Genomic DNA, 25992 nt, shown 5'->3' on the forward strand with positions numbered 1-25992 from the left:
CCCCGATCAGCCCTGCCTCAACCGGGAGTCTTCCCATGGGACGTCTCATCGCCGCCGCGGTTGCTCTCGTGACGGTAGCCCTGCTGTTTGGTGCAACACCTGCGGCAGCGCAGGATTCGGACGGCCCGTTGACGGTGACGGTCACTCTGGACGGTCAGGACATCACCGACCGTACGGTCCGACTCGACCCGGCCAAAGCGGCCGAGGTTTCGGTAACAGCCGTCAACCGCGGTAAGACCCCGCAGAAGGTCCGCTTGGTGCGGCTCTCCGGCGTCGCTCTAGCGCTGACCTTCTTCGCTTACGACACGACGCTGCCCTTCGAGGTACCGCCAGGCAGCCGAGTCACCCGCACCTTCCCGCTGGACGTGCGCGACCTGGACGGCCAGGCGATCGGGCTGCTGCCGACGTCGGTGGAGCTGCTGTCGGAGGAGCGCGAGGTGCTCGGCAGCGCCGAGACGGTCGCCGACGTGCGCGGCACGGTGTGGTCGGTGTACGGGGTGTTCGGCCTGGTCATGCTGCTGCTCACGGCGGCGATCTGGGCGACGGTGCTGATCGCGCTCGCCAGGCACAAGCTCTCGCCCAACCGGATCAGGCGCGCGCTGCGGTTCCTGCCCGCGGGCGTCGGTACCGGGATCGTGGCCGTGGTGTCGCTGTCCGTGCTGCGCCTGGTGCCGCCGGACCCGCTGATCGAGATCCCGATCGTGTTCGGCGCGTCCGCGATCGCCATGGTGCTCGGCTTCCTCACCCCGCACCCGGTGGCGCCCGCGCTGGACGGCGACCTGACGGTTGCGCTACCGCCCGCCGTCGACCCCGGCGCGGTCACCCAGGGCGTCACTGACCACTACACCCAGCAGAACACCAAGAGGTGGCCTGGATGAGCACACCGGCCGCACTGGCGTCCGCGCTCCCGCAGTACGAGGTAGGGGTCAAGATCGGCTCGGGCGGGATGGGGGTGGTGTTCGAGGGCACCCACCGCTCGCTCGGCCGCGCGGTCGCCATCAAGGTGCTGCCCACCGACCTGGTCGGTGACCCGTCGGTCAACGCCAGGTTCGACCGCGAGGCGCGGGTGCTGGCCAGCCTGGACCACCCGCACATCGTGCCGGTGTACGACTACGTGCAGACCGGCGCGGACAACCTGCTGGTGATGGAGAAGCTCGACGGCGGCACGGTCTATGACCGGTTCCACGGCGCGGGTCTTACCGGCGAGCAGTCCTGTGCGATCGTGCTGGCGATGCTCGGTGGGCTGCACGCGGCGCACAAGGCCGGGGTGCTGCACCTGGACGTTAAGCCCAAGAACCTGCTGTTCACGTCTGCGGGCGTGCTCAAGGTCGTGGACTTCGGTATCGCCCAGGTGGTCAGCGAGGGCGCGACGATGATGACGCATGCGGGCGAAGTGCTCGGTACCCCTGCCTACATCGCCCCGGAACAGGCGATGGGCAACGCTCTTACGCCAGCCGCGGACATCTACTCGTCTGGGACGGTCCTCTACGAACTGCTGTGCGGGGAACTGCCGTACGACCGAACGCGCGGCGCGGTGAGCATGATGCGCCAACGCATCTTCAACGACCCGGCGCCGATCCCCCGCGTTCCCGCGCCCCTGGCCACAGTCGTCATGCGCAGCATCGCCCGCGACCCGCTGCACCGCTACCGCGACGTCGAGGCGTTCGCCACCGACCTCAGCTCCGCCGCGACAGCCGTCTTCGGCGCGGGCTGGCTCGAACGCTCCGGCGTCCCCGTCCACCTCGCCCCCCGCATCACCGGCGCGATCTCCCAACAACTGAGCCGCCAACCAGACGCGCTTACCATCGTCACACCCCCCATCCGCGGCATGACAGCCGAACCCACCCGCACCATGGGCGACTTCCGCGGCAAGGAACTCCGCCCCGCCAGCGAACTCATGTCCCGCCGCAGCCCATCACCCCTGTGGCCCGCTCTTATCGCGACGGTGGCTCTTATCGCGTTGGTGGTGTTGCCGTTCTTGTCCCCCGCAACGCTGGACCACCCACCGTCGGCGTTGATGGTGAACGGTCAGGTGGCGGACAAGGTGGTCCAGGTAGACCTGTCCAAGCAGATCATCGTGGCAGGCCGCGCCCCAGGCGACGTAGAACTCCGGTTCGACCTACGCGCAGGCGGCGTCCTCCTCGGCCGCGTCCGCAAGGTCATCGCGACAACGCCCGAGGGCACCTTCGAGACCACCTTCAAACCCGAACCCCTCTGGCGCTGGCTGGCAGGCGGCGCCGTCACCGCCGAGGTCCAACTGGGCGACGACCCCGTGGAGACCTTCACCCTCCGCTCCGCCGCCCACCCCATGGCCACCGTGATGGGCGCGGGCAGCCTTCTGCTGTCGCTCTTCGCCCTGGCCAACGTAGAAGCCCAAATGCGCGCCCTCCGCCGAGGCCACCGCCGCCCCGCCGCCCCCTACGTCGCCTTCCCCCTGGGCCTCCTCTTCGGCCTCACCGTCTGGCTCTTCATCACCGCCATCACCACCCACGAACCCGCCATCCCCTACGCCATCGGCACAGCCCTGGCAGGCGCCGTCGCGGCCTCGGCCTTCGTCCTTGCCACAGCCTGGTCCGCCCGCCGCTCCCGCGCTTAGAGGCTCACTTCCTCGTTTCGGCTTTATCCCTTGCCCTGCAAGCCAAGAACTACCGCGCGGCTGCGGCTCTTAGCCCTCGCGGGTGAGGAGTAGGGGGATTTCGGCGGCGCAGGACAGGAGGTGGGTGTGGCGTTCTTGGCCGAGGGTGTCGGCGTCCTGGGAGCCGGTGAGGACGCCGATGACGTAGCGGGCGCCTGCGTTGGTGCCCGCGCGGAGGTCGAGGACGGTGTCGCCCGCGGTGAGGACGTGGGTGACGGAGTGGATGCCGGTGAGCTCCATGGCTCGGAAGATCATGTACGGGGCGGGGCGGCCGAGGGGGACTTCGTCGGCGGTGACGAGGGCGTCGATGCAGCCGCCGACCTTCCAGCCGATGAGGGTCAGGAGGTTCTCGGCGACGTCGCGGGAGAAGCCGGTTGTCAGGGCTACCTTGATGCCGCGGGCGCGGAGTTCGGTCAGAGCGGACTCGACGCCCGGTAGCGCGGTGGGCGGCTCGGAGGCGTAGGCGGCGACGAGGCGTTCGCGGAAGTCGTCGAAGACCGTGTCGACCTCGGCGGGGGCGCCTGCGAGCAGGGCGGCGATGGCTTCGCGCTTGTCGGCGCCCATCCAGCGGTGGAGGTCGGTGCTGGGCACGGGTGAGCCGGACGCGGCGGAGACGGCATCGGCCAGCGCGCGGTAGACGGCGCCGCCTTCCTGGACGGTGGTGCCCGCCATGTCGAGGGCCACCAGGTCGATGCTCACGAGGTCTCCTTGAGGATGTGCGGGCTGACCCGGCCCGCCTGCACGTTGTCGATGGTGAAGGTCACCAGGTCCGGTCGGTACCGGTCGTCGGCGTACTCGACGCGGGCGCCGGTGGCGTCGGTGGCGCGGCGCCGTTCGCGCAGCAGCGGGGCGCCGACGGGGATCGACAGGAGCCGCGCGTCGACCTCGTCCGCGCCGATGGCGTCGATGGTGTGCCGGGCGGCGCGCAGGTCGACGCCGCGCTCGAGCAGGTGGGCGTAGATCGATCCGGCGTCGGGGTCGAAGTCGAACAGCAGCCGCCCGACCGGTTCGATGAAGCTGCTGCGCTCGAGCATGGTGGGGGTGCCGTCGAGCAACCGCAGCCGCAGCACCTCGATGACCGGGGTGCCCTCGTCGATCCCCAGCACGTCGGCGGCGACCTGGCTGGCGCCGCGCCGGGCGACCTCGACGGTGCGCTGCCCCGGTTCGCGGCCCATCTCGCGCGCCCACCGGGTGAACGACAGGAACGTCTCGAACGGTTGCGCCACCGCCGCCTGGCGCACCACCGGCGGTTTGCCCTGCCCGCCACCGATGAGGCCTTCGTTGCGCAACGCGGCCAGTGCTTGGCGCACCGTTCCGCGCGAGGCACCGAACTCCTCGCACAACTGGGCCTCGGACGGCAACGCGGCGCCGACGGCGAGCTGGCCGCGGCTGATCCGGCCGCGCAGCGTGTCGGCCACCCGGTGGTGCAGCGGTGGGGTCACAGCTTGACCATACGAGTCGCCCACCACCCGCTGTCAAGTCGCCGCGCTGGCCGTCGTGACCTGGATGAACAACGTGAAAACTTGTCCAAACAAGTGCGCCGGAAGCCTTGCGATAACCCGCCGCCTGCCCGCACCTTCTGTGCCATGACAACCCATGCGGACCTCGTCGTCGTCGGCGCGGGCATCGTCGGGCTCGCGCACGCCGCCGAGGCGGTGGACCGGGGCCTGCGGGTGGTGGTGCTCGACCGCGATGACCGCGCGGTCGGGGCGTCCGTCCGCAACTTCGGCCACATCTGCCTGACCGCCCAGCACGGCGACGCGCTGACCTACGGCCTCAAGGCGCGGCAGCGGTGGCTGTCACTGGCGGCCAAGGCGGGGTTCTGGGTGTCGGAGGCAGGCACCGTCGTCGCGGCGCGCGCAGCGGACGAGGTCGCCGTTCTAGCCGAGTTCGCGCAAGAACGCGGCGACCAGGTGCGGCTGCTCGACGCGGACGGTGTGCGCGCGCACCTCCCGGTCATCTCCGACGAGGTCATCGGCGGCGCCTGGCTCCCCCTGGACCTGCGCGTCGACCCGCGCGAAGCCGTACCCGCCCTGGCGACCTGGCTGGCCGCCCAGGGGGTCGACTTCCGTTGGCGCACAACGGCCACCGGTGTCGAGTCGGGCGCGGTGCACACCACCAGGGGCACGGTGACCGCCAACAACGTCGTGGTCGCGGTCGGCCACGACATCGACCGCCTGCTCCCCGACGTCGCCGAGGCGGCAGGCGTACAACGCTGCCTGCTGCGGATGATGCAAGTGTCCACACCGGACTCCACTACCATCGCACCCGCCGTCCTATCCGGACTTTCGATGCTGCGCTACGCGGGCCTCAACGCCTGCCCGTCGGCGGCCGCGGTGCGCGAGCGGATCACCCGCACCGACCCCGCGCTGCTCGACGTCGTCATGAACCTGATGTTCACCCAGCGCCCCGACGGCGACCTCGTCATCGGGGACACCCACCGCTACGGCCACACCCACGACCCGTTCGACGACGAGCCGACCGGCGAGCTCGTCCTGCGGGAGACCGCCCGGCTGCTCGGCGTCGACCGGCTCACCGTCCGCGCGCGCTGGCGCGGGGTGTACGCGGCCGCCGAGCGGTCGGAGTTCCTCCTCGCCCATCCCCTCCCCGGGGTCCACGTGGTGTCCGTGACCTCCGGGATCGGCATGACCACCGCGTTCGGCCTCGCCCCCACCGTTCTCGACCGCCTAGGAGCACCATGAAGCGCATCGTTGTCCTCATCGCCGCCGCAGCACTGACGTTGACCGCCTGCGGTGGCAACGAGGCCGCGACCGGATCACCGTCCTGCCCCAACGGCGAGGTCCGGTTCGGCATCGAGCCCTACGAGGACCCCGCCAAGCTGACCCCGGCCTACGAGGTCCTCACCGGCGCGCTGCGGCGCGAGCTGAACTGCCCGGTGAAGCTGCAGGTCGTGCAGGACTACTCGGCCGAGGTCCTGGCCATGCAGAACGGCAAGCTGGAGCTGGCGCAGTTCGGCCCGCTCGGCTTCGTCTTCGCGAGCCGCCGCGCCGGTGCCGAGCCGGTGGCGTCCTTCGGTGACGCGCAAGGGAAGTTGACCAGCTACCAGGCCGGGATCTGGGTACCCAAGGACTCCCCGGTCCAGTCTCTCGCCGACCTGCGCGGCAAGTCGCTCGCGCTGTCCGAGCCCGGTTCCACCTCCGGCGACGCCCTGCCGAGGGCCGCGCTGGCCAAGGTCGGCCTGGACAAGTCCGCGCTGAAGCTGGACTACGCGGGCGGCCACCCCGAGGCCCTGCTGGCCTTGACCAACGGCAAGGTCGACGCCGCCGAGATCAACACCCAGCAGCTGGCCACCGCGAGCGCCGCGGGCACCTTCGACGCGTCCCGCTTCCGCCAGGTCTGGGCCTCCGACCCCATCCCCAACGACCCGATCACCGTCGCGGGCAGCACCACCCCCGAGTTCAAGGCCGCCGTCCGCAAGGCCCTGCTCAACCTCACCCCCGCCGAGGTCGCCGCCGTCGGCAAGTTCCTCGACGTCGACCCCGCAGGCCCCCTCGTCGCCGTCGACAAGTCCACCTACCAGCCCCTCTTCGACCTGGCCGACACCCTCGGCCTCTCCGAAGGCGACGTCTAAGCGCCCCTTTTCCACCCCCTTTCCGCTCCCATTCCCACCCATTTCCCCCACCCGCCGAAATCCCACCCGACCCCGGCCCAGCCCCCACCACTCCCGGGGGGCGTCCCTGGTCCAGTTTACCGGCCGGTGGGGGTGGGCGGGGGGCTCGGCGGTGGGCTGTGGACAACTCGGGGGCTTGTGGATAAGTCGGACCCAGGTCAGGGGCGTGGGGGCGGCGCAGCGGTCGGGAACGTCAGTCGGACGGGTGAAAGGAGTGGGATGGAAAAGGCGTTGTCCGTGAAAGGGTTGCGGAAATCGTTCGGCGACCGGGTCGTGTTGAACGGGGTGGATTTCGACGTCGCGGCGGGCGAGTTCGTGGTGCTCCTCGGCGCGAACGGTTCGGGGAAGTCGACGGCGTTGCGGTGCGTGGTCGGGTTGGCCGAGGCCGACGCCGGGGAGGTCGCGATCGCCGGTGATCGGGCGGCGATGGTGTTCCAGCAGATCCACCTCGTGCGCAGGCGCAGTGTGATCGACAACGTGTGCGCGGGCGGCCTGGCCGGGTTGCCGCTGTCCCGGTCCCTCAGCCCGGTCCTGTTCCCCAAGGACCTGCGCGCGAAGGCCATGGCGTGCCTCGACCGCGTCGGGCTCGCCGACCGGGCGAAGGACCGCGCGGGCAGCCTGTCCGGCGGGCAACAGCAGCGGGTCGCGGTCGCACGGGCGTTGTGCCAGGGCGCGGGGGTGCTGCTCGCCGACGAACCCGTGTCCGCGCTCGACCCCGCCGCCGCGACTCAGGTGATGTCGTTGCTCGCCGAGTTGGCGCACCGGGACGGCCTGGCCGTCGCCGCCGTGTTGCACCAGCCGGACCTCGCCCGCAGGCACGCCGACCGCGTGCTCGGCTTGCTGCACGGCGAGATCCGACTGTCCACATCAGCCAGTGATTTGTCTGATGTGGACATTGAGGCGCTGTACGCACCGGACCGGGTGTTCGCATGACCGCCCGCAAGTACCTCACCGCCGCCATCGTCATCGTCGTGCTCGGCGGTGCGCACGTGTTCGCCTGGCAGACAACAGAAGTCTCCCCCGGCGCGCTGGTCGACGGCTGGCGCGGGATGGCGCGGTTCCTCGCCGAGGCCCTCCCCCCGGACCTCGACTGGGACACCGTCGTCCAGCCCGGCCTCGAAGCCTGCCTGACCACCCTGGCGATCGGCCTGCTCGGCACCACGTTGTCCATCCCGGCCGCCCTGCTGTTCGCGGTGTTGGGCACCCGTGGGCGAAACCGGATCGTGTACCAGGTGTCACGCTCGGTCATGTCGTTCCTGCGCGCGGTGCCGGACGTGGTGTTCGCGCTGGTGTTCGTGACCGCCGTCGGGCTCGGGCCGTTCGCCGGGGTGCTCGCGCTGATCTGCCACAACGTCGGCGTGCTGGGCAAGCTGTGGTCCGAGGCGATGGACGAGGTCGACCCTGGCCCGGCCGACGCGCTGCGGGTGTCCGGGGCGGGTGAGGCCCAAGTGGTCGCCAACGCCGTCCTACCTGCGGTGGTGCCGGCCCTGGTCGGTCTGCTGCTGTACCGGTTCGACGTCAACGTGCGCTCGTCGCTCGTGCTCGGCCTGGTCGGCGCGGGCGGCGTGGGTTTCTTGATCAACCAGTCGATCCAGCTGTTCCAGTTCGACCAGATGGCGACCTACATCCTGATGGTGCTTGTGCTCATCGTCGCGGTCGACCTGCTCAGCGCGGCGGTCCGGCGGCGGCTCGGCTGATGGGCCGTTCGAGTGACGTATGAACCTTCAAGTAACAGGAGGTGTCTGTCTCCGATGGACTCTCCACACCGTCCGGTCGCGGGAGACGCAGCCGCGCGCCCTATGCGCGGGCCCGCGACCGGGCGGTGCCGGGCTGGCGGGCAGCGCACCGCCCACCACCCGACCCGGGTCCGCGGAGCCCGCCACCACGTCCACGGCGCGGACACCACCCGCGCAGGCGAAAGCCATGGTGTTCGTGGACGCCCGACCGTCTGACCTCGGTGGGGCGCACAGGTCGTGGTGGCCGACTCCGCGGACCCCGGTCACTCCAGCCGGTCCCGGTCACTCCAGCCGGTAGCGCAACGAGTCGATCTGGCTCTGCCGCACGTCTTCGACGGTCAACTCCGGGGCACGCAGGTGTGCGTGGGCCAATTCCGCCGGGTCCGGCTGCGCCGCGGCGTCCGGCCAGGTGCTCGGCTCCCACAGTTCGGACCGCACGAAGGCCTTGGGGCAGTGGGTGAACACCTCGTCCGGCGCCACCACCAGCGCGGCCATCGGCGGCTTCCCCACCGGCGTCAGGCGCTGCAGGACCTCAGCGCGCGCCGTCACGCACGCCCGCCCGTTGACCCGCAACGTCTGGCCGCGCCCCGGGATGACGAACAGCAGCCCGGCCCGCCCGGTCGCCACGACGTTGCGCAACGTGTCGATCCGCCGGTTGCCGGTCGCGTCCGGGATGATCACCGTGCCGTCCTCGGTCACGTGCACGAACCCCGGCGGCCCACCCCGCGGCGTCACGTCGCAGTGCCCACCCGCGTCGAAGCTCGCCACGAACACGATCGGCGCACAAGCCACGAACTCCCGCGCCAACGCGTCCACCTCGTGGATCACCTTGTCGTGCTCGCGCTGCGGCTCCACGTAGATATCACGCAGCCCCGCCTCGTCCGTGATCGCTCCCCGGAAGTAGTCCACCAGCTGACGCTAGCCCCAGCCCGCGCCGTTCACCCTGTGTTCTCCACCCCACACCCGGCGCACGACAGGCGGGTGATCAGCCCACACGCCTTGACCACCTCATCCACGGCCACCCATTCCCCGACGCCATCTGCGCGAATTCCCACGGAGGTGGTCGAAGTTACCGTATGATCATCTGCCGCTGAGAATCGAGGGCTTCCCGTCACTGTGGCGATCGGACGGACGACCGGATGAGTATTGAGGCGTTGATCGGGCTCATAATCACCCTGGTCGCGGCTGGCGCCGCCATCGTGGTTGTGCTTCCGACCCGCAGGTCAGGAGACGTGGCGAACGTCGAACACAGCAGAGCGGAGTTCAGGGCGAGATTCAGAGAGGTCGCCCACCGGCAGGCAGAGTTGGGCGCACGGGTCATCGCGAGTTCTCCGGCGTTGTGCGCATACGACCTACCCGTGCTGACCGAGCCGGGCTGGGTGCCGGACACTCCGATTCCGCTGGTCGACGTGTCGCTGACCTTGGAAACCAGCCCATCTCACGAGCAGCGGGTGCACCGGGACGCGCTGCTGAACGGGCTGGATCTCGGCGGACCGATGTCCTACAGCGACGCGGTCGTCCGGATCGCCGGGATGAGCCATTTCACCAACGACGTCGTGTACCGCCTGGTTCGTGTCGAGGCCACCGGGAGGGCGCTGGCGCTGCGGTTCCGGGAAGCCAGGTACTTCGACTACCTCGACACCGGCGAAGTCCTCGCCTACAAGGATCTCGAGGCAGGTGGCACGTCGAAGTACCGGGGATCGCTCGGCAACCCGTTCACCTTGCGCAACCGGGTCGCCAGCTTGGGGGTGCTGACCCTGACCATCGTCAAGGCCGGGTCGGGGCCCGTCTTCTTGATGCACAAGCGTTCCCCGAAGGTCGTACTGGCCTCGGATTTCTTCCACGTCGTCCCGGCGGGCGAGTTCAGCCCGTCGGACGTGAGCGTCACCGCGATCCGCAGCGACCTGGACCTCTGGCGAAACATCTGCCGGGAGTACGCGGAGGAGTTGCTCGGCAGCGAGGACGCCCAGGGCCGCGGCGGGCGAAAGCTGGACTACGCCAACGTCGAGCCGTACAAGTCACTCACCACGCACCGCGACCAGGGCAGGCTGTCGATCTCCGTCCTGGGTCTCGGCTTGGACCCGCTGAGCCTGAAGCCGGAACTGCTCACCGTCGCCGTCTTCGACGAGGAGGCGTTCAACGCCGTCTTCCGCGATCGCATAACCGGCAACTACGAGGGTGTCGTCGTCCAGGACGAACCCTTTGACGCCCCGACTGTCGAGGCCTACCGGAGCCGCCCCGACGTCCGCAACGGCGCCAAGGCCTGCCTCACCCAGGCTTGGACCCACCGCCAGCACCTCGGCGTCAGTACTTGATCTCGCCGCTGGAGCCAGGCGAACAGAAGAAGGCCCAGGTCAGCGAACTGACCTGGGCCTTCTGGCTGAGCCGCCTAAGGGAATCGAACCCTTGACCTGTTCATTACGAGTGAACCGCTCTGGCCGACTGAGCTAAGGCGGCGTGACCGGTGACCACTATAGCGGGTGCCGGGGCGTGACTTGGAGGCGGCCACGTCGTTTACTGGGGAGTAGGTGCGCGAGAGGAGCTGGGATGCGGCTGGTGGCCTTACCCGGGGTCGTGGGGTTGTTGGTGTTGTGCGCTGGGCCCGCGGCGGCGCAGGTGCCGACTACGCCGGTGCCGCCGCTGGTTGATCCGAGTGGGCCGCCCGCGGCGGTGCCGGTGGGGACGGGGCGGGCGGTGGGGGACGCGGGGACGGGGTTGGCGGTGATCCGGTTGCTGCCGAACTCGGCGCCGACGCGGTCGATCATCCCGGGGGCCGAGGACAAGCTGCCGAAGCAGGCCGGGGTCGAGGTCGGGTTCGGGTTGGCGAGCGCGCAGGTGAACTCGGAGGCGTACCTGAGCTTCGAGAAGGTCATCGCGCAGGCGTCGCCCGGGGGGATCGCGGTGCAGGGGGCCAGTCCGCAGACGCCGGGGGCGTTGGCGCAGACGGCGCCGCCGGGGAACCAGCAGCCCCGGGCCGGGGGGATCAACCCGCCGTCGACGCCCTTGGACACCATGGTCAAGGCGGGGCTGCTCAACGGGCAGGTCCACGCGCAGTGGAGTGACACGCTCGGTCCGTGCGTCGGCACGATCGCGGACTCCTCGACCGAGTTAGCCAGCCTGTCCGCGCTCAACGCGATCCCCACACTCCCCAGCACCCCCGACCTGACCGGCGTGTTCGACGCGCCGAACCTCGACCCCGCCGCCGACCAGGCCGTGATCGACGGGCTGAAGAACCTCACCGGCGGCCTCAGCACCCTCGGCGGCGTCCTCAGCGGCCAGGGCAGCACGAAGACGGCGCTGCTCAGCCTCCCGAACACCCTGTCCGCCCGGTCGGTGGTCCGGTTGGTCGACATCCCCGGCTCCCCCAACAAGGCCGTCGAGTCCACTTCGACCATGCAGGTGGCGGCGGTCAAACTGCTCGCGGGCACACCGTTCGAGCTTTCGGTCAACGTCGTCAGCCAGCCGACGCTCGTCGTCACGTCCACTGGCGACAAGGCGACCTCCACCGTCAAGTACACCGCGCCGGTGCTGGAAGTCGTCCAGGGCGGCAAGAGCCTCGGGCGGTTGGACGCGGCCAACCCGAAACTCGACGTCCCCATTGGAATCCCGCTGCAGAACCCGGCGGAAAAGCTGCCGATCATCGGCGGCCTGCTCGGCAACGGGCAGGCACTCCCGGCCGGGCTGTCGAAATTGGACCTGGGTGTGCTGCGGCTTTCGGTGGCCGGGCTGAACCAGAAGGGCGAGGACTCCACGCAGCCGTTCAAGGGCTACCAACTCGGGGCGACCGCGCGGCTGCTCGACCTCCAGGTCCTGCCGACCGACGCCCTCGGCCTGCCGAACCTGCCGTCCGCGCTAGCTCAGATCTCCCTGGGTGAGCAGGTCGCACGGGCCTATGCGCCGACCGGTGGCGTGATCTGCGGGGCAAGCCCGACCGCCCCGCTGCCGCCCGCGCCGCAGCCGAAGGGCCCGCAACTCGCGTACACAAACGCCGCTTACCATTCCGTGCCCATTTTCTGGTCCGGCACCGGAATGCTGCTGATCGGCGTCATCCTCGTCGCCGCGCTCCCGAGGAGGAAACGGGTCTAACCCATGTACAGCTGAGTGATCATCGACTCGACGGCGATGCGCGGTTTGACGTTCAACTCGATGGCCTCGCGGCAGGCGAGAACGGCTTCCAACCGGCGCAGGGTCGATTCCTGGGTCCATTTCGCCGCGGCTTGCCGGGAACCGTCGGAGTGGTCCGGGTGGTTCAACGCGGCCGTCGAGCCGGACGAGGTGACCAGGACGTCGCGGTAGAACCCGGCCAGGTCGACCAGGGCCAGGTCGAGCGCGTCGCGCTGGGTCCTGGTCGCCCGGGACTTCTGCCGACGCTCCAACTCCTTGATCGCGCCCGCGCTGCCCCGGGTCGCCGACGCGGTGCCCTTGCCGGTGCCGCCCGCCCCGAGCGCGGTCTTCAGCGCTTCCTTCTCGACCTCGTCGCGCGACCCGCTGACCTCGCCCGCGTCCGCCTCCGCGGTCTTGACCAGGTCGTCCGCCGCGTCGAACACGTCCGACAGCCGCCGCAGGTTGATCGGGATGCGCAGCACCTTGTCCCGCCGCTCCCGCGCCGCCGGGTCCGTGGCCAGCCGCCGGGCCCGGCCGACGTGCCCGCTGCACACCGACGCGGCCCAGGAAGCGGTCTCCGCGTCGATCCGGTCGCGCAGCTGCAGCACCTCGGCGATCGCGGCCGCCGACGGGGTCCGCAGCGCCACCACCCGGCACCGCGAGCGGATGGTCACCGACACGTCGTCGGGGTGGTCCGACGGCGCGCAGAGCAGGAAGACGGTGCGCGGCGGCGGTTCCTCGACCGCCTTGAGCAGCGCGTTCGCCGCGCCCTCGGTCAGCCGGTCGGCGTCGGTGATCACCACGACCTGCCAGCGCCCGCCGGTCGGGCGGCGCGCCGAGGTCTGCACCAGCGCCCGCATCTCCGCCACGGAGATCGACAGCCCCTCGGGGACGACCATCCGCACGTCGGCGTGGGTGCCGGACATCGCCGTGTGGCAGCCCTGGCACTCGCCGCAGCCGATCCCGCCCGGCGTCGTGCACTCCAACGCGGCGGCGAAGGCCCTGGCGGCGACCGAGCGGCCGGACCCCGGCGGACCGGTGAACAGCCAGGCGTGGGTCATGCCCGCCGCGGACCCGGTGCCGTCGACCAGCTCCGCGGCCGCGGTGGCGGCCGCGCTGAGCACCGAGATCGCCTCGGTTTGGCCGACCAGCTGCGACCAGACCGCCATCAGTGCGTCTCCGCCTGCGCGAACTGGGCCAGCTTGCGGCCCGCCATGGTGGTCCTGACCGCGATCAGCACCCGGTCGTGGACGTCGGCGGCCGAGCCGTCCCCGTCGACCACCACGTAGCGGTCGGGGTCGGCGGCGGCCATGTCGGTGAGCACGCTCTGCACGTGCCAATGATGCTCCGCGTTCCCGGCGCGCGGCGGCAGGGTGGCCGGGTCCCGGTCGAGCAGCACGGTGATGTCGGGGCGCAGCCGCTCGGTCGCCCAGTCCGCCAGGCCCTCCAGCTCCGACGGGTCGAGGCCCGCGGCGACTGACAGGTGCGCGAGGGGGCTGTCGACGAACCGCTCCATGACCACGACGGCGCCGCGGGCGAGCGCGGGCTGGATCTCGCGTTCCACCAGGTCGGCGCGCACGGCGGCGGCGACGAGGGCGTGCGCGCGGGCGCTGTTGAGGCCCGCCTCGGTGAGCACCGACCGCAGCCGCACGTCGTCGAGCGCGGGGTCGGCGGCGAGCAGCACGTCGGTGCCGGAGTTCGCGCGCAGCCAGTCGGCGAGCAGCGTGGCCTGGGTGGAGGTGTCGATGTGGGTGTTGCCCTCGACGGCGATGAGCAGCCCGGTCGCCCGGCGGCGCGGCTTGCGGCTGATCGCGGCGCGCAGGTCGGACAGGATCGTCTCCGAGCGGCGGTCGTCCATCTGCCGGTAGGCGAGCACGCCCATCACGGTGGCCAGCAGGCCCGCGCCGAGCAGCACCGGGCGGGTGCCGTCGATGACCATCGACCGGTCGAACAGGGTGATGCTGTGCGGGGCGACCAGGCCGACCAGCACCGGGGTGAGCGCCATCCCGCCGGCGAAGATGATCTTCATCAGCGACTGGTAGATCGCGTTGATCCGGCCCCGGATGGCGTCGTCGACCTCGGTGCCGATGATCGTCACGCCGGTCAGGAACGCCGCGCCTGCGCACATGCCCAGGATGGCGCAGGTGATCAACGAGACCACCAGGTGCGGCGAGAGCGCCACCAGCAGCAGGTCGATGCCCGCGGTGACGATCGCGATGCCGAACAGCCGGTTGCGCGGCAGCTTGCGCGCCAGCTTCGGCGCACCGCCCATGCCGGTGGCCAGGCCGATGAACAGGGCGACGAACAGCAGGCCGAAGCTGGCCTGACCGCCGAGCACGCTGGTCGCGTAGACCTGGGACGACCCGACGAGCGCCCCGGCCGCGACGAACGCGCCGATCATGCCGATGAGCAGGCCGCGCACCAGCGGCGATGTCCGCACGAAGGTGGCCGCGTCGCGCAGCATGGCGCCGAACCCGCCGCTGGTGTCGGGCTTGTCGGAGTCCGCGGCCTTCGGCGCGGAGGCCACCCGCCGCGACAGCTCCGGGATCCGGGTGGCGATGGTGACCGCGCTGGCCAGGTACAGCGCGGCGATGATGAACAGCACCAGCCTGGTCGCCCCGGCCTCGGACGCCCCGCTCTCGGTGGCGGCGCGCTGCAGGCTGAAGTTGGTGTTGATGCCGGTGATGGCCGCGTAGAGACCACCTGCGCTGATCACCGCGATGCCGTAGGTCATCACCATGCCGAGCTGGTTGGCCGTCTCGACCTGGTCCGGCCTGCGCAGCAGGTTGGGCACCGCGGCGTCCTTGGACGGGATCCACAGCAGCGCGCAGAAGCCGACCAGGAAGTTGCCGACGAACAGCCACAGCGGCGAGCCGACGATGGCGATCGACAGCAGCAGCCCGAACCGGCCGACGTCGGCGAACACCATCACCTTGCGCCGGTCGAACCGGTCGGCGAACAGGCCGCCGAGCGGGGCGAACAGCAGACCGGGCAGCAGCTGGGTGAGCACCACCCCGGCGAAGGCGAAGCTCTGCGTCTTGTAGTCCTGGGTGGCCTGGCTGACCAGCCCGGTCAGCGCGAGCAGCGACAGCCAGTCGGCCACGCTGCACAAGTAGGTGACCCCCCACAGCCTGCGGAAGGGGCGGATGGCGAGCACACTGCGTGCCCGGTGCGCCATCGAGGTCTCGGAACCGGCGCTGGTCTCAGTGACCGTCCCGGTGCCCGCACTGCTCTCGCCGTTCAGACCCCCACCCACCTTCCACGCGGTCCGACCCGCTCCCAGGGTAACCGGGAACCAGGTCTGACCTGCTCATCCGGGTGGCGCACAGCACGCCGGAGCCCGGTCACACCGGGCTGACGGCCACGAACCGGACTAGTCCACCCGGGTGACCGACTCGGCCCGACCGGCACAGGCTAGCCGGCCCTCGCTGAGAGCGGGCGGCATCGCGCGATCTTGCCGGGTCAGGACTTCGCCTTGGCCGGTGCCTTCTTGGCCGCGGTGGCCTTCGCGGTGGTGGTCTTGGCCGTGGTCGACTTGGCCGCCGCGGTCTTGGCGGTGGTCGTCTTCTTGGCCGGGGCCTTGCGCGGCGCCGCCGCCTTCTTCGGCGCCGGGCCCTTGGCCCGCTTCTCCGCCAGCAGCTCGGCCGCGCGCTCGTCGGTGAGGGTCTCCACGCTGTCGGACTTGCGCAGCGAGGCGTTGAACTCACCGTCGGTGACGTACGGGCCGAAGCGGCCGTCCTTGACCACCATCGGCTTGCCGGAGACCGGGTCGTTGCCCATCTCCTTGAGCGGCGGCGCGGACGCCGCGGCCTGCCTGCCGCGCTTCTTCGGCTCGGCGTAGATCTTGAGGGCGTCCTCCAGGCTGACGGTGAACAGCTGGTCCTCGTTGGCCAGCGACCGCGAGTCGGTGCCGCGCTTGAGGTACGGGCCGTAGCGGCCGTTCTGCGCGGTGATCTCCTCGCCGTTGCTCGGGTCGACCCCGACCACCCGCGGCAGCGACAGCAGCTTCAGCGCGTCCTCGAGGGTGACCGCGTCCAGCGACATCGTCTTGAACAGCGAGCCGGTGCGCGGCTTGGGCTTGGCCGGGGCCTTGGCCCTGGTCTTCTTGGCGCCCTCGGCTGGCGGCGCCTCCTCGACCTCGGGCAGCACCTCGGTGACGTACGGCCCGAAGCGGCCCTCCTTGGCCACGATCTCGTTGCCGGTGACCGGGTCGGTGCCCAGCGAGCGGCCCTCGACCGGGGTGGCGAACAGCTTCTCGGCGATCTCGACGGTCAGCTCGTCGGGCGGCAGGTCCTCGGGCAGGTTCGCCCGCTGCGCCGCGCCGTCGACCTCGCGCTCCAGGTACGGCCCGTACCGGCCGACGCGCACCACGACCGGGCGGTCCTGGTCGTCGGCGAACACCTCGATGGAGTTCACCACCTTGGCGTCGATGTGCTCGACACCGGAGCCGACCAGCTTCTTGAGCCCGCCGGAGCGCCCGACCGAGCCCTCGGGGCCGACCGCGCCGCCGAAGTAGAACCCGGACAGCCAGTTCGTGCGCTGCTGGGTGCCCGCGGCGATGCCGTCGAGCTCCTCCTCCATGGCCGCGGTGAAGTCGTAGTCGACCAGCCTGCCGAAGTGCTGCTCGAGCAGGCCGATCACCGAGAACGCGATCCAGGACGGGACCAGCGCGGAACCCTTCTTCCACACGTAGCCGCGGTCCTGGATGGTGTTGATGATCGACGCGTAGGTCGACGGGCGGCCGATGCCCAGCTCTTCGAGCGCCTTGACCAGGCTCGGCTCGGAGTAGCGCGGCGGCGGGCTGGTGGTGTGCCCGTCGGCGCCGAGGTCGGTCGCGGTGACCGCGTGGCCCTTGGTCAGCAGCGGCAGGCGGCGCTCGGCGTCGTCGGCCTCGCCACCGGCCTCGGAGTCCACGGCCTCGACGTAGGCGCGCAGGAAGCCGGGGAAGGTGATGGTGCGACCGGAGGAGGAGAACACGCACTCCTCGCCGCTGGTGGCGTTGCCGGTGATCCGCACGGTCATCGTGGTGCCGCGCACGTCGGCCATCTGGGAGGCGATGGTGCGCTGCCAGATCAGCTCGTAGAGGCGGAACTCGTCGGTCTCCAGCTCGCCCGCCACCTGGCCGGGGGTGCGGAACACCTCACCGGCGGGGCGGATGGCCTCGTGCGCCTCCTGGGCGTTCTTCACCTTGCGCGTGTACTGGCGCGGGGTCGGGTGCACGAACTGCGGGCCGTAGAGGTCCGAGGCCTGCGAACGGGCCGCCTGGATCGCGGTCTCCGACAGCGTGGTGCTGTCGGTACGCATGTAGGTGATGTAACCGTTCTCGTAGAGCCGTTGCGCGGTGCGCATCGTGCGGTCGGAGCCGAAGCGCAGCTTGCGGCCCGCCTCTTGCTGCAACGTCGACGTCATGAACGGCGCGTAGGGCTTACGGGTGTACGGCTTCTCCTCGACGCTGGAGACGGTGAGAGCTGCCCCGTCCAGCGCGGCGGTAAGACGGCGTGCCTCGGCCTCTTCGAGCAAGAGGACCTCGGTGCTGCCCTTGAGCTTGCCGTCCTGACCGAAGTCGCGGCCGGTGGCCAGGCGGGTGCCGTCGACCGAGAGCAGCCGGGCACCGAAGTTGCGCGGCTCGGCCTCGGCACCGGCGTCCATCGACGCCGAGATGTCCCAGTAGCTCGCCGCGATGAACGCCATCCGCTCGCGCTCGCGCTGCACGACGATCCTGGTCGCCACCGACTGCACGCGGCCAGCCGAGAGCCTCGGCATGACCTTCTTCCACAGGACCGGGCTGACCTCGTAGCCGTAGAGCCGGTCGAGGATGCGGCGGGTCTCCTGGGCGTCGACCAGGTCGCGGTCGAGGTCGCGGGTGTTCTGCGCGGCGGCGAGGATGGCGGGCTCGGTGATCTCGTGGAACACCATCCGGCGCACCGGCACCTTGGGCTTGAGCGCCTCGAGCAGGTGCCAGGCGATGGCCTCGCCCTCGCGGTCGCCGTCTGTCGCCAGGTAGAGCTCGTCGACGTCCTTGAGCAGGCCCTTGAGCTCGGTGACGGTCGACTTCTTGTCCGGGGTGACGATGTAGATGGGCTCGAAGCCGTTGTCGACGTTGACGCCCAGGTTCGACCAGGTCTCGCCCTTGAACTTCTCCGGCACCTCGGCCGCCTTGCGCGGCAGGTCGCGGATGTGGCCCCGGGAGGACTCGACGACGAAGTTGCGCCCGAGGTAGGAGGCGATCTTGCGCGCCTTGGCGGGCGACTCGACGATCACGAGCCGACGTGGCTCGGCACCGCCGGTGCCGTCGCCGTTTCCCTGCGTCCCTGTCGCGCCTGCCACGTGTCCCGCTCTCTTCTTTACCCCGTGTCCGTCCCGCGTCAGCCTGCCAGTGTGCACGCCGCGCCGGGGCCGGTCTCTCCCAGGTTGCCCCAGCACGGCGGATCAGCCGACGAAGTATGGCCCTTTTTCCACCTGTAGCACGGTCAGGACACGGCGCGCATCCGGGAAACCGCGGGCCACTGCTCCGCGCACCCGGTCGCGGCCGGTGCCCCGACCAACTCGCGGAGCCTGCCGAGCCGCCGCCTGCCGATCAACCGCAACGCGGGCCCGCCGTCATCCGTCTGGTGCATAGTCGCAGGTAAACCGCACTGCGCGAGGGCGAGCAGGAGCGGCTCGTGGGTGCCGGGCGCGGCCGGGTCGAGCGGCAGCAGGTAGGCGGCGTCGGACCAGTGCCCGACCGTGGCGACCCACATCCGCAACGCGGCACCATCGGGGACGAACCCGGCGGGCACGGCCTTGCCCGCGCCACCGCCCCAGGCGGCGGCCAGCGGCGCCAGGTCGACCCGGAACGCGGTCCGCAAGCACCGCGCGCCGTCGTCCCCGGTGTCCACCTCGGCGCGGATTCCTCGCTCAGCACAGGCCCTGACCAGGGCTTTCATCCGCCACGGGGTGTCGACGGGGACCACCAGCCGTGCGGTGGCCCTGGCGAAGAGCACCGCCTGCCCCGGCCCGCACAGCAGACCCGCGAGGTCGGCGACCGCGGGGTGGCGCGCCTCGGCGGAGAAGAACGACATCTGCTGCGCCACGGCGCTCAGAATAGAACAGCAGTTCGAGCACGGTAAAGGATCGAGACGCCCGGTCGGCACCGGAATTACCCCGAACGGAGGAACGTCGCGGGCCGTCGGGGTCAACCGCGCAGCGCGGGCACCCGGTCGCACTGGGGCGCGCGTTCGGCCCATCGGGTGAAGTCGGAGCCCGCGGTACCGGCGAGCGGGTCGGCGAGGTCGAGCGCGGCCACCTCGGGGGCCACCTCACCCGCGACCTCCGCCAGGACGTGCGCGGTGGCGTTGTCGTCGAGCACGGTCCGCGCCTCGTCGAGCGGGGCGCGCAGACCGCGGTAGGTGTCGGCGGCGACGTGCGCGGCGCGGTCCCCACCGGTCATCGGCGACGGTGCCAGCGCGTCGATGCCCGACACGGCGCGGCTGAGGCCGTCGGTGACGGCGGCGAGGTAGGCGGCCAGCGCGGTGCGGGCCGCGTCCGGGTCGGCGAGATCGATGTCCGGCAGCGGGGTCGCCAACACCACCGCGGTGTCGGCGACCACCGCGCAGAACCGGTCGGCCCAGGCGACCAGGGCGGACGGGTCGGGGTCGGGCGCGGCCGAGCACGCCGTGGCGAGCACCGCGCCCGCCACGGCGACTACCAGCCCGGTGCGCCTGGTGATCAGGAGGTCGGGGTGCTGCTCGCGGTGCCGGACGCGGACTCGCCGAGGTCGAGCTTCTTGCAGCTCGGGGCCTCCTTGAACGCCTTGTCCAGCGCCGCGCTACCGCGCAGGCCCTTGGTCGGGTCCTCCAGCTTGGACAGCGCCTGCAGGTCCTCGCCGACCTTGACGAACGCGGCCTGGAAGGCGGCCGGGTCCGACGGGGAGGCGGCGGCCAGGTTGGTCTTGGCGGTCTCCACCGCGGTCTTGGCCTCCTCCAGCGCGCCGGTGGCCTTGGCGACCAGTGCCTTGCCGTCGGCGACCGGCGGGTCACCGGCGTCGGAGAAGCTGCTGATCATCTTGTCCAGCGCGCCGGAGAACTTGTCCAGGTAGTCCACCAGCGAGGCCTGCGCCTTGACCGGGTCGCTCTGGTCGATCTGCGGCTGGGCGGCGAGCGCGGTCACCTGGGGGGCGACGGCGGCGCAGACCTTCTCCGCCCACGCGGTGGCGTCGCCGCCGGAGGCCTCGGAGGTCGCGGTGGTCGTGGTGGCCGCCGCGCCGCTCGAGGAGCCACCGCCAGCGGTGTCACTGCCGCCGCAGCCGGTGAGGCTGATGGTGAGGGCAGCGGCCGCCGCGGTGATAGCGACGAGTCGACGTGCCATGTCATGTCTCCTTGCATTGCCTTGGTTGTCCGGGGACCCGCCCGGCGAATGCCCAAGATGCTCCCACGGTCCGGTGAACCCCCGCAGACCGGATGAGGCAGGTCCCGCGAACGGGACCTGCCTCAACGGGGTTTTCCGGGACGTGCTTAGACGTTCGCCGTCGTCTCCGCCGGGGTGTCCGCGATAGCGGTACCGCGGCGCTTCGAGACCACCACGGCCGCCACGATCAGCACGACCGCGCCGAGCGCGATGCCGACCCGGGCGCCGGTGGACGCGTCGACGCCGACCGACAGGGTCACGATGGCGGGCGCGATCAGCACCGACACCAGGTTCATGACCTTGATCAGCGGGTTGATGGCCGGGCCCGCGGTGTCCTTGAACGGGTCGCCGACGGTGTCGCCGATGACCGTCGCGGCGTGCGCGTCGGACCCCTTGCCACCGTGGTTGCCGTCCTCCACCAGCTTCTTCGCGTTGTCCCACGCGCCACCGGAGTTGGCGAGGAACACCGCCATCAGCGTGCCGGTCGCGATGGCGCCGCCGAGGTAACCGGCCAGCGGGCCGACGCCGAGCCCGAACCCGACCGCGATCGGGGCGAGCACCGCGAGCAGACCGGGGGTGGCCAGCTCGCGCAGCGAGTCGCGGGTGCAGATGTCGACCACGCGGCCGTACTCGGGCTTGCCGGTGCCCTCCATGATCCCGGGGATCTCGCGGAACTGGCGGCGCACCTCGAACACGATCGCACCGGCGGCGCGGGTCACCGCGTTGACCGCGAGACCGGAGAACATGAACACGACCGCGGCACCGATGATGATGCCGACGAGCACGTTCGGGCTGAACACGATGAACGAGAACGACGTGCTCAACGAGTCGGCGTCGAGCGCGCCACCGACCTTGCCCAGCGCCTGCCGGATCGCGTCCTGGTAGGAGCCGAACAGCGCGGTCGCGGCCAGCACGGCGGTGGCGATCGCGATGCCCTTGGTGATGGCCTTGGTGGTGTTGCCGACCGCGTCGAGTTCGGTGAGGATCTGCGCGCCCTCGCCGTGCACGTCACCGGACATCTCGGCGATGCCCTGCGCGTTGTCGGAGACCGGGCCGAAGGTGTCCATCGCGACGATCACGCCGACCGTGGTCAGCAGGCCGCAGCCAGCCAGGGCGATCGCGAACAGCGCCACCACGACCGAACCGGAGAGCAGGAACGCGCCGTAGACCGCGGCACCGATGACGATCGCGGTGTAGACGGCGGACTCGAACCCGACCGAGATGCCGGACAGGATCACCGTGGCCGCACCGGTCAGCGAGGTCTTGCCGACCTCCTTGACCGGCTTGTGCTCGGTGCCGGTGTAGTAGCCGGTCAGCCAGAGGATCACGCCAGCCAGCACGATGCCGATGATCACCGCGACGGCGGCGATCACCGCGGGGCTGCCCGCGGTGTTGGTCTCGGTGCTGCCGACCAGCTCGGAGAACGAGCCGGGCAGGAAGATGAACGCCGCCGCGGTGCACAGCACGGCGGAGAAGAGCGCGGAGATGTAGAACGACCGGTTGATCGCGGTCAGGCCGTTCTCCCCCGGGCGGACCTTGGTGATGTAGACACCGAGCATCGCGGTGATCACGCCGAGGGCGGGGACGATCAGCGGGAACAGCAGCCCGGACGCGCCGAACGCGGTGCTGCCCAGGATGAGCGCGGCGACCAGGGTCACCGCGTAGGACTCGAACAGGTCGGCGGCCATGCCCGCGCAGTCACCCACGTTGTCGCCGACGTTGTCGGCGATGGTGGCGGCGTTGCGCGGGTCGTCCTCCGGGATGTTCTGCTCGACCTTGCCGACCAGGTCGGCACCGACGTCGGCCGCCTTGGTGAAGATGCCGCCGCCGACGCGCATGAACATCGCGATCAGCGCGGCGCCGAAGCCGAAGCCCTCCAGCACCTTGGGCGCGGTGCCGGTGTAGACGAGCACCACGATCGCGGCGCCGAACAGGCCGAGGCCGACGGTCGCCATGCCGACCGCGCCACCGGTGCGGAAGGCGATCCTGGTGGCCTTCTCCCGGCCGCCGTCCTCGATCGACGCGGCGGCGACCCGCAGGTTGGCCTGGGTCGCCAGCCACATGCCCAGGTAGCCGATGGTGAACGAGAAGACGGCGCCGACCAGGAAGAACAGCGAGCGGCCTATCCGTTCACTCGCGCTGTCGGCGGGTAGCAGGAACAGCAGCAGGAACACGGCTGTACCGAAGATGAGAAGTGTGTTGCGCTGCCGCTTGAGATAAGCCGCCGCGCCCTCCTGAACCGCCTTGGCGATCTCCTGCATCTTCACGGTGCCCTGACCGGCGGCCAGGACCTCCTTGAGCAAGACATAGCCGACGGCAAGAGCGGCGAGGGCGATCACGGCGACCACGGCGACTACACCGCGGTCTCCGCCGGTGAGCGTCAGGCCCTCCGCGAGGAACTGCCCGGACATCCGTCCTCCTGATGATCTGCCTGTACAGCGCCGACATCCGCCATTACCACAAGACGTCTACCGACCCCGTTTTCGCGTGTGCGCCACCACAATCGGTGGGATGTCGGCGGAGTCTATTGGTAAAGCGGATCACCTACGCGAGCTGTCCCATACCGTGCACGGTAAGTGATGTTACGCGGGCGGACTGTGACCAAAATCTCATGATCAACTCAACCCGCTCCGGCGCTGTCGGCGGCGTGTGCGAAGCTCGACGGGTGACTGTCGACGCGGCGACCGACCGTGGCGCCGTCCTGCTCCGCCGAGTGCTCGCCGGGGTGGCCAGCGGCGAGGACCCGGTCACCCACGTCGCCGAACTGCCCGCCCGCGCCGAGTCCACCGCGCCGTGGCCCGCGTGGACACCCGAGGCCGTGCGCGCCGCCTTCGGCCGCGCCGGGGTGCACACGCCGTGGACTCACCAAGTGGCCGCGGCGGAGCACGCGTACGCGGGTCGCAGCGTGGTGATCGCGACCGGTACGGCTTCCGGGAAGTCGTTGGCGTACCAGCTACCGGTGGCGACAGCGCTGACGGAGGACCAGCGCGCGACTGCTCTCTATATCTCGCCCACCAAAGCATTGGGGGCCGATCAGCTGCGCGCGGTGCACGAGTTGGAGCTACCGGACCTGCGCGCGGCGTCATACGACGGCGACACCCCGATGGTCGAGCGCGACTGGGTGCGCGCCCACGCCAGGTGGATCTTCACCAACCCGGACATGGTCCACCGCGGCATCCTCCCGGCGCACGGCCGCTGGACGTCGTTCTTCCGGCGCCTGCGGTACGTGGTGGTCGACGAGTGCCACGCGTACCGGGGCGTGTTCGGGTCGCACGTCGCGCTGCTGCTGCGCCGCCTGCGCCGGGTCGCGCTGCGCTACGGCGCCGACCCGGTGTTCGTGCTGGCGTCGGCGACGGTGTCGGACCCGGCCGCCTCGGCCACCCGTCTGTCCGGTGTGGACTGTGCGGCGGTGGCCGAGGACGGCTCACCGCGCGGCTCGCGGACGGTGGCGCTGTGGGAGCCGCCGCTGACGGAGCTCTCCGGCGAGAACGGCGCCCCGGTCCGGCGCTCGGCCGGTGCGGAGAGCGCGCGGATCCTGGCCGACCTGGTGATCGAGGGCGCGCGGTCGCTGGCGTTCGTGCGGTCCCGGCTCGGCGCGGAGCTGACGGCCCTCGGCGCCCGGCGCATCCTGGACGAGGTGGACCCGGAGTTGTCGGGCCGGGTCGCCGCCTACCGCGCGGGGTTCCTGCCGGAGGAGCGGCGCGCGCTGGAGCAGGCGCTGGCCTCCGGTGAGCTGCTCGGCGTGGCGAGCACGAACGCGTTGGAACTCGGGGTCGACATCGCCGGGTTGGACGCGGTGGTGGTCGCGGGGTACCCGGGGACCCTGGCGTCGTTCTGGCAGCAGGCCGGGCGCGCCGGGCGGTCCGGGGACTCGGCGCTGGTGGTGTTCGTCGCGCGGGACGACCCGTTGGACACCTACCTCGTGCACCACCCGGCGGCGATCTTGGACAAGCCGGTCGAGGCGACGGTCACCGACCCGGGCAACCCATACGTGCTGGCCCCGCAACTGGCGTGCGCGGCGGCGGAGCTACCGCTGACCGAGGCGTGCCTGCCCGCGTTCGGCCCTGGGGCACGCGCGGTGCTCGACTCCCTGGTGGAGTCCGGGACCCTGCGCAGGCGCCCCAACGGCTGGTACTGGACCTCGCGCGACCGTCCACAGGGCGCGGTCGACATCCGGGGGTCAGGCGGCGAACAGGTCGCGGTCGTGGAAGCAGACTCCGGGCGGATGCTGGGGACGGTAGGCCAGGGCAAGGCTTGCTCGACGGTGCACGAGGGAGCGCTGTACCTGCACCAAGGGCGCTCTTACGTCGTCGACGAGTTGGACTTGGACGGGCTTCTAGCGCTGGTACACGCGGAAAGCCCGGACTGGTCTACCTCGCCGCGTGAGGTCGTGGACATCACGGTGCTGTCGACGCTGTCGCAACAGGCTTTCGGCGGTGTGAACGTGTGCCTGGGCGAGGTAGCAGTGACGTCCCAGGTCGTCGGTTACCTCCGCCGCCTGCCGTCAGGCCAGATCCTGGACCAGGTGCCGTTGGACCTACCGGAGCAAACTCTCACCACCCGCGCGGTTTGGTACACCATCGACACGGACCTGCTGTCCGCCGCGGGCTTGGCGCGCAACGAGATCCCCGGCTCCCTCCACGCCGCCGAACACGCCGCGATCGGCCTGCTCCCCCTCTTCGCCACCTGCGACCGCTGGGACATCGGCGGCGTCTCCACCGCCCTGCACCCCGACACCGGCCACCCGACGATCTTCGTCCACGACGGCCACCCCGGCGGCGCCGGCTTCGCCGACCGCGGCCACGCCGCCCTCCTCCCCTGGCTCCAAGCCACCCACCAAGCCATCACCGCCTGCGACTGCCCCACCGGCTGCCCCAGCTGCGTCCAATCCCCCAAGTGCGGCAACGGCAACGAACCCCTCAACAAACCCGGCGCCCTCAAAGTCCTCCGCGTCGTCCTCCAGTCCCTCCGCCACGGCCCGGCCTGACTCTCGAACCTCGGAAGCTCTTGGTCGCAGGTTCGAGTCCTGCCAGAGGCCGCGCCTCACCGCCGATGCCTCTCCGGAGGGCCGTTTCTACATGGGCACCGTTATCGGACACGGGGGCTCGCAGGCTCAAGTCCTGTTGGGGGCCACGCGGCCTGAGCGCATCGGCCGCCATGGCCAAACCACCAGCGCGCGACTGGGGTGAGTGGGTCTGGATGCGGCAGCGCGCCGGGGGCGACCGGTGTTGGACCGGTCGCGCTTCCCGGCGCGCCGCATGCCGCCGAGCTCGGGGGCTTCGGGCTGCTACCGCGGTTCGCCACGGATGTGTGCGCGGGACGTCGACGGGGAGTTCCCAGACCTGCTGTGCGGCACCGGGAGGCGGGTCGGTGCCGGGTGCAGGGCGGTCGTCCCGGGGCGGGGTGTCGACTGCTCGTCCCTGTCCGTGGCGTGGCGCGGGAGTCCGAAGGCTCCTGCTTCGCTCGGCTGGCTACCTGTCCTTCGGGGACGCACTCGGGCG

General features: G+C 70.9%; 19 protein-coding genes and 1 tRNA gene. 9 read left to right on the top strand and 11 right to left on the bottom strand.

Annotation, left to right across the window (positions count from 1 at the left end):
• Positions 1–35: 35 nt before the first annotated feature.
• Both LV79_RS03135 and LV79_RS03140 read left to right on the top strand, forming a co-directional pair.
• Entirely contained in the window at positions 36–878 is an 843-nt protein-coding gene (locus LV79_RS03135) for a hypothetical protein (RefSeq protein ID WP_253831821.1), read from the top strand.
• On the top strand, positions 875–2596 hold the full coding sequence (locus LV79_RS03140; protein ID WP_253831823.1) for a serine/threonine-protein kinase: 1722 nt from the start codon (positions 875–877) through the stop codon (positions 2594–2596). Before LV79_RS03135 ends, LV79_RS03140 begins: the two co-directional genes overlap by 4 nt.
• A gap of 69 nt (positions 2597–2665) precedes the next feature.
• Here LV79_RS03140 and LV79_RS03145 read toward each other — a convergent pair whose 3' ends face one another.
• Complete coding sequence (locus LV79_RS03145) at positions 2666–3334, bottom strand: phosphonatase-like hydrolase (RefSeq protein ID WP_253831825.1); 669 nt, start codon at positions 3332–3334, stop codon at positions 2666–2668.
• On the bottom strand, positions 3331–4077 hold the full coding sequence (locus tag LV79_RS03150) for a GntR family transcriptional regulator (RefSeq protein WP_253831827.1): 747 nt from the start codon (positions 4075–4077) through the stop codon (positions 3331–3333). Before LV79_RS03150 ends, LV79_RS03145 begins: the two co-directional genes overlap by 4 nt.
• Before the next feature lie 144 nt (positions 4078–4221).
• Between LV79_RS03150 and LV79_RS03155 the strand changes: the two genes are divergently transcribed.
• From LV79_RS03155 to phnE, 4 genes are all read left to right on the top strand, one after another.
• Positions 4222–5337: a TIGR03364 family FAD-dependent oxidoreductase gene (locus LV79_RS03155; RefSeq protein WP_253831829.1), complete on the top strand. Its 1116-nt coding sequence runs from the start codon at positions 4222–4224 to the stop codon at positions 5335–5337.
• A complete protein-coding gene (locus LV79_RS03160; RefSeq protein ID WP_253831831.1) occupies positions 5334–6227 on the top strand; it encodes a phosphate/phosphite/phosphonate ABC transporter substrate-binding protein in 894 nt (297 codons plus the stop codon). The genes LV79_RS03155 and LV79_RS03160 overlap by 4 nt, the downstream gene beginning before the upstream one ends.
• A gap of 258 nt (positions 6228–6485) precedes the next feature.
• Positions 6486–7199, top strand: coding sequence for a phosphonate ABC transporter ATP-binding protein (locus tag LV79_RS03165; RefSeq protein WP_253831833.1), 714 nt, complete (start codon positions 6486–6488; stop codon positions 7197–7199).
• The gene (gene phnE, locus LV79_RS03170; protein ID WP_253831835.1) at positions 7196–7963 is read left to right on the top strand and encodes a phosphonate ABC transporter, permease protein PhnE; all 768 of its coding nucleotides are present in this window, start codon (positions 7196–7198) and stop codon (positions 7961–7963) included. Before LV79_RS03165 ends, phnE begins: the two co-directional genes overlap by 4 nt.
• Before the next feature lie 321 nt (positions 7964–8284).
• Here phnE and LV79_RS03175 read toward each other — a convergent pair whose 3' ends face one another.
• Complete coding sequence (locus LV79_RS03175) at positions 8285–8911, bottom strand: MSMEG_1061 family FMN-dependent PPOX-type flavoprotein (RefSeq protein ID WP_253831837.1); 627 nt, start codon at positions 8909–8911, stop codon at positions 8285–8287.
• A 449-nt stretch (positions 8912–9360) separates the two neighbouring features.
• Between LV79_RS03175 and LV79_RS03180 the strand changes: the two genes are divergently transcribed.
• Positions 9361–10317, top strand: coding sequence for a hypothetical protein (locus LV79_RS03180; protein WP_253831839.1), 957 nt, complete (start codon positions 9361–9363; stop codon positions 10315–10317).
• Between the two features lie 68 nt (positions 10318–10385).
• Here LV79_RS03180 and LV79_RS03185 read toward each other — a convergent pair.
• Positions 10386–10459: transfer RNA gene (locus LV79_RS03185), tRNA-Thr, on the bottom strand.
• Between the two features lie 90 nt (positions 10460–10549).
• Between LV79_RS03185 and LV79_RS03190 the strand changes: the two genes are divergently transcribed.
• Positions 10550–12088 carry a hypothetical protein gene (locus LV79_RS03190; protein WP_253831841.1) on the top strand — a complete coding sequence of 513 codons (1539 nt, stop codon included), beginning with the start codon at positions 10550–10552 and terminating at the stop codon, positions 12086–12088.
• Here the strand turns inward: LV79_RS03190 and LV79_RS03195 are convergent.
• The 7 genes from LV79_RS03195 to LV79_RS03225 form a co-directional block, all read right to left on the bottom strand.
• Positions 12085–13275 carry a DNA polymerase III subunit delta' gene (locus LV79_RS03195; protein ID WP_253831843.1) on the bottom strand — a complete coding sequence of 397 codons (1191 nt, stop codon included), beginning with the start codon at positions 13273–13275 and terminating at the stop codon, positions 12085–12087. The two genes, LV79_RS03190 and LV79_RS03195, sit on opposite strands and share 4 nt — an antisense overlap.
• Positions 13275–15284 carry a bifunctional MFS transporter/dTMP kinase gene (locus LV79_RS03200; RefSeq protein WP_253835735.1) on the bottom strand — a complete coding sequence of 670 codons (2010 nt, stop codon included), beginning with the start codon at positions 15282–15284 and terminating at the stop codon, positions 13275–13277. The genes LV79_RS03195 and LV79_RS03200 overlap by 1 nt, the downstream gene beginning before the upstream one ends.
• A gap of 284 nt (positions 15285–15568) precedes the next feature.
• The gene (topA, locus tag LV79_RS03205; RefSeq protein WP_253831845.1) at positions 15569–18433 is read right to left on the bottom strand and encodes a type I DNA topoisomerase; all 2865 of its coding nucleotides are present in this window, start codon (positions 18431–18433) and stop codon (positions 15569–15571) included.
• Positions 18434–18576: 143 nt separating this feature from the next.
• Positions 18577–19179 carry a hypothetical protein gene (locus LV79_RS03210; RefSeq protein WP_253831847.1) on the bottom strand — a complete coding sequence of 201 codons (603 nt, stop codon included), beginning with the start codon at positions 19177–19179 and terminating at the stop codon, positions 18577–18579.
• 101 nt (positions 19180–19280) lie between these two features.
• Positions 19281–19784 carry a hypothetical protein gene (locus LV79_RS03215; RefSeq protein WP_253831849.1) on the bottom strand — a complete coding sequence of 168 codons (504 nt, stop codon included), beginning with the start codon at positions 19782–19784 and terminating at the stop codon, positions 19281–19283.
• A gap of 29 nt (positions 19785–19813) precedes the next feature.
• Entirely contained in the window at positions 19814–20452 is a 639-nt protein-coding gene (locus tag LV79_RS03220) for a hypothetical protein (protein ID WP_253831851.1), read from the bottom strand.
• A 146-nt stretch (positions 20453–20598) separates the two neighbouring features.
• Positions 20599–22902 carry a sodium-translocating pyrophosphatase gene (locus LV79_RS03225; protein ID WP_253831853.1) on the bottom strand — a complete coding sequence of 768 codons (2304 nt, stop codon included), beginning with the start codon at positions 22900–22902 and terminating at the stop codon, positions 20599–20601.
• 254 nt (positions 22903–23156) lie between these two features.
• Here LV79_RS03225 and sftH point away from each other — a divergent pair, with 254 nt between their 5' ends.
• Positions 23157–25478, top strand: a complete 2322-nt coding sequence (gene sftH, locus LV79_RS03230; RefSeq protein WP_253831854.1) for a DEAD/DEAH box helicase — start codon at positions 23157–23159, stop codon at positions 25476–25478.
• Positions 25479–25992 lie beyond the last annotated feature (514 nt).

This window comes from Actinokineospora globicatena (assembly GCF_024171945.1).
GTDB lineage: Bacteria > Actinomycetota > Actinomycetes > Mycobacteriales > Pseudonocardiaceae > Actinokineospora > Actinokineospora globicatena.

Excerpts from the sequence above, each read along its gene's own strand:
- LV79_RS03135 (WP_253831821.1), top strand. The coding sequence starts at position 36 with ATGGGACGTCTCATCGCCGCCGCGGTTGCTCTCGTGACGGTAGCCCTG.
- LV79_RS03195 (WP_253831843.1), bottom strand. The coding sequence starts at position 13,275 with ATGGCGGTCTGGTCGCAGCTGGTCGGCCAAACCGAGGCGATCTCGGTG.
- phnE (WP_253831835.1), top strand. The coding sequence starts at position 7,196 with ATGACCGCCCGCAAGTACCTCACCGCCGCCATCGTCATCGTCGTGCTC.
- LV79_RS03165 (WP_253831833.1), top strand. The coding sequence starts at position 6,486 with ATGGAAAAGGCGTTGTCCGTGAAAGGGTTGCGGAAATCGTTCGGCGAC.
- LV79_RS03190 (WP_253831841.1), top strand. The coding sequence starts at position 10,550 with ATGCGGCTGGTGGCCTTACCCGGGGTCGTGGGGTTGTTGGTGTTGTGC.
- LV79_RS03200 (WP_253835735.1), bottom strand. The coding sequence starts at position 15,284 with ATGGCGCACCGGGCACGCAGTGTGCTCGCCATCCGCCCCTTCCGCAGG.
- LV79_RS03140 (WP_253831823.1), top strand. The coding sequence starts at position 875 with ATGAGCACACCGGCCGCACTGGCGTCCGCGCTCCCGCAGTACGAGGTA.
- LV79_RS03160 (WP_253831831.1), top strand. The coding sequence starts at position 5,334 with ATGAAGCGCATCGTTGTCCTCATCGCCGCCGCAGCACTGACGTTGACC.
- LV79_RS03220 (WP_253831851.1), bottom strand. The coding sequence starts at position 20,452 with ATGGCACGTCGACTCGTCGCTATCACCGCGGCGGCCGCTGCCCTCACC.
- LV79_RS03225 (WP_253831853.1), bottom strand. The coding sequence starts at position 22,902 with ATGTCCGGGCAGTTCCTCGCGGAGGGCCTGACGCTCACCGGCGGAGAC.
- LV79_RS03155 (WP_253831829.1), top strand. The coding sequence starts at position 4,222 with ATGACAACCCATGCGGACCTCGTCGTCGTCGGCGCGGGCATCGTCGGG.